Annotated in this window: 1 protein-coding gene; it reads right to left on the minus strand. The window is 75.1% G+C overall.

Going from position 1 to position 3,265, the window contains the following annotated elements:
• Nucleotides 1-3,265 (minus strand): ATP-binding protein (locus tag ACTUAL_RS21755; RefSeq protein ID WP_440901541.1); only part of this gene is annotated, 3,265 nt, incomplete at both ends.

A 3,265-nucleotide genomic window follows, 5' to 3' on the forward strand; every position in this document is an offset into this window, starting at 1 on the left:
CGACCAGCCTGGCCACCGCCTCGCGCAGCGCCCTCGCCCGCACCGGCTTCGCCAGGTCCACCTCGATCCCGGCCGCCCGCGCGCGCTTCGCCTCCACGGCGTCGCTGGTGGAGGTGAGGATGCCCAGCGCGGTCCCGGCGATCCGCCGGTCGGCGCAGATCAGCGCGGCGAGGCCGAGGCCGTCCAGTCCGGGCATCCGCATGTCCAGCAGCGCCACGTCCAGCGGCTCGCCGCCGTCCACGGCCGCGCGCAGCTCCCGCAGCGCCTCGTCCGCGCCGTCCGCGCACACCACCCGCGCCCGCCACGCCCCGAGCAGCTCGGACACGACCTGCCGGTTCGTGGCGTTGTCGTCGACGACCAGCACGGACAGCCCGGACAGGTCCGGTCGGGCGGTCGGCGGGGCCGGTGGCGCGGCGGCGGGCGGCAGCGGGAGGGTGAAGTAGAAGACGCTGCCCTCCCCCGGCTGGCTGGCCAGCCCCATCTCGCCGCCCATCAGCTCCACGAGCTGCTTGCTGATGGTCAGCCCGAGCCCGGTGCCGCCGTACTGGCGGGTGGTGGACGCGTCGACCTGCGTGAACGCCTCGAACAGGTGCTGCTGCCGCTCGTCGGGGATGCCGATGCCGGTGTCGGCGACGGTGAAGGTGACCTCGTGCCCGGACTCGCCGGGCGCGGCGGGCGCGACGTCCACCCACACCACGACCTCGCCCTTCGGGGTGAACCGGATCGCGTTGGACACCAGGTTGACCAGCACCTGCCGGATGCGGTGGGCGTCGCCGACCAGCGCGGGCGGCATCGGCGGGTGCACCACGGCGGCGATCTCCAGCCCGGCGGCCTGCGCGGACGCGGCGAGCAGGCTGACCACGTCCTCCACCAGCGCGCGCGGGTCGAAGTCGACCGGGTCGATCTCCAGCTTGCCCGCCTCGATCTTGGAGAAGTCGAGGATGTCGTTGATGACGGCGAGCAGCGCGTCGGCCGAGTTCTGCAGGGTCTGGGCGTAGTCGCGCTGGCGGCAGTCCAGGTCGGTGTCCAGCAGCAGTTCGGTGAGGCCGATGACGCCGTTGAGCGGGGTGCGGATCTCGTGGCTCATGTTCGCCACGAACGCCGACTTCATCCGGGACGCGGACAGCGCCTCGTCGCGGGCGCGGGCGATCTCCTCCTCGGCGGCCTTGCGCTCGGTGATGTCGCGGATGAACGCGCTGAACACCCGCCGGTCCTCGTAGTGCGAGGACCACAGGGTCAGCTCGGCCGGGAACTCGGAGCGGTCCTTGCGCCTGGCCACGACCTCGCGGGTGGGGCCGAGGATGGTCGGCGTTCTGCCCTCGATGATCCGCCGCACCCCGGCCAGGTGGTCCGCGCGCTGCACGTCGGGCACGACCAGGTCGACCAGCGCGGACCCGAGCGCCTCCTCCCCGGACCAGCCGAAGATCCGCTCGGCGCTGCTGTTCCACCTGGTCACGATCCCGTCGGGGCGGATGGTGACGAAGGCGTCGCCCGCCGCGTTGAGGATGGAGTCGGTGTGGGCGGCGCTGCGGGCCAGCCGCTCCTCGGCGAGCCTGCCCCGGCGCTCGCTGCGGACCGTGACGACCAGGCCGACGAGCAGCATCTGGAGCAGCAGGGTGGTCACGGCGAGCACCCGGCCGGTGAACCGGGCGACGCCTGCGAACGCGGTGCGCGAGTCGATGCTGGCCACCACCGCCCAGCCCAGGCCCGGCACGGACCGGTAGGAGGTCTCGACCGGGTTGTCGGCGGGGCCGGTGGTGGCGCGGCCCTGCTGGCCGCGCAGGGCGGCGGCGATCTGCGGGTCGCCGAGGCCGCTGGTCAGGCCGGGGGTGTCGAGCTGCTCGCCGGTCAGCAGCGACCCGCCCCGGTCGGCGACGGCGAGCCGCACGTCCTGGCCCGCGGCGACCTCGCTGACGAAGCCGGTGAGCGCGCCGATGGGGAAGCTGGTGGCGATCACGCCGACGATGTCGGCGCCCGCCCGGACGGGGGCGGCGATGGCGACCAGCTCGGGGTGGTCGGCGCGCAGCCCCTCGTACACCTGGGACACGTACGGGCCGCCGGTGCTCAGCGCGCCCTGGAAGTAGTCGCGGTAGGCGAAGTTGTTGCGCGACGGGGTGGCCGGGCCGGGCGAGACGGCGACGAGGGTGCCCTCGGCGTCCATGGCCCAGGTGGCCTCGAACATGGGGTTCTGCCGCTGCAGGGAGGTGACGGCCTCGCGGACCGCGTCGAGCGCGCCGGCGCCCTCGGCGAAGTTGGCCTCCCGGATCTCCGGGCGCTCGGCGTAGGAGCGGACCAGCGAGCGGGCCGAGTCCAGGGTGTTGGCCAGCTCGGCGGCGGCGACCTCGGCGGACGCGTCCAGGCGGCGCTCGACCTCGGCGGTGACGGTCTGGCTGGCGACGGCGATGGACAGCTGGGCGAGCACGCCCAGCGGCAGCAGGCCCGCGACGGCGAACACCAGGCAGACCCGGACCGTGCGGTTGCGCAGCCTGCGGCGCAGGCGGGGGTCGTCGGTGCGGTCGCGGTGCCGCAGGGACACCCTGACCAGCACCGGGACCGTGGCGATCAGGGAGACGGCGGCGATCGCGACGACGTCCTCGATGGAGGACTGGAGGGCGCGCTGGGCGAGCAGGAGCGGCAGCGGGGCGACGCAGCCGACCAGCACGGCGCGGCTGCCCCAGGCGAGCGCGCGCGGGCCGCGACCGGCGTCCGGGGCGGGCAGGGTGGCGGTGAGCAGGACCGGGGCGAGCAGGGCGACGACCGGGGTGACCGGGTTGAGCAGGGACGCCAGCAACCAGGTGAACGCCCAGTGCAGCAGGCGGGAGCGGCGGGGCGTGCCGACGACCAGGAACGCGGCGGCGGTGACCGACAGGAGCAGGACGGCGGTGACCAGCTCCAGCACCGGCTGGGTGGTGGGCAGCGCCCAGACGAGCACGCCGGTGGACAGGGCGACGACGCAGAGGTCGAGCAGAGCGGTGCCGCGCGGGCGGAGCAGGCCGAGCAGGGCGGCCACCGCGATCGCGCCGCCGACCTCGGGCAGCACGGGCATCCCGAACACCCAGCCCGCCGAGGCGATCACCTGGGCGGCGGCCAGCACCCACCAGCGGGGGGAGCCGAGGCGGGCGGTGACGACGAGGAGGGCGGCGGCGCCGACGCCGAACACGACCCCGGTCGTGGTGGGCGAGGGCCACACCCACAGGCCGGTGGCGACCAGCAGTCCGAGCACCACCCAGGCCGACTCGCGGACGCCCCGGTAGGCGGGGACCTG

The organism is Actinosynnema sp., assembly GCF_052038725.1.